At 73.5% G+C, this 679-nt stretch carries 1 protein-coding gene; it reads right to left on the bottom strand.

The window, feature by feature from the left end; all coding sequences use genetic code 11:
• Positions 1-153 precede the first annotated feature (153 nt).
• Complete coding sequence (locus tag KUM32_RS35495; protein WP_374227587.1) at positions 154-624, bottom strand: SigE family RNA polymerase sigma factor; 471 nt, start codon at positions 622-624, stop codon at positions 154-156.
• Positions 625-679: the final 55 nt, after the last annotated feature.

The following is a 679-nucleotide window of genomic DNA, read 5'->3' on the forward strand; positions in this document are numbered from 1 at the left end:
GCCCGGGGACGCGCTCACCGCTCCGCCGTACGGACCGGCGGTCTGACGCCCCTACCCGTACGGACCGGGCCCACCGCCCCGGCGCACGTGGGCCACGGGTGGCTCGGCCCGGGCCACCACGGCTGGGCGGGCCACGCGCGGAGCCGGATCACGCTACGCGGCCCGGCTCAGCTCCGGGTCCTCGCGGAGCTTGCCGAGCGCGCGGGACACGGCGCTCTTCACGGTGCCGATCGAGACCCCGAGCACCTCGGCGGTCTGGGCCTCGCTCAGGTCCTCGTAGTACCGCAGGACGACCATGGCGCGCTGCCGGTCCGGAAGCCGCACCACCGCCCGCCACATCGCGTCACGCAACACCTGCTGCTCGGCCGGGTCGGGCGCAGGCGTCGGGTCGGGCTCCGGCAGCTCCTCGCAGGCGAACTCGTCCACCTTGCGCTTGCGCCACTGCGACGTGCGCGTGTTGACCAGGGCCCGGCGCACGTAACCGTCCAGCGCGCGGTGGTCCTCTATTCGCTCCCACGCCAGGTACGTCTTGGTGAGCGCCGTCTGAAGCAGGTCTTCCGCGTCGCTCGGGTTCGCGGTCAGCGAGCGGGCGGTACGCAGCAGCACCGGGCCGCGGTCCCGCACGTAGGACGTGAACGACGGGAACCCGGAGGTGCTAGCAGTGGATGCGCTGTTGCAC

This window comes from Streptomyces sp. AC627_RSS907 (assembly GCF_019049165.1).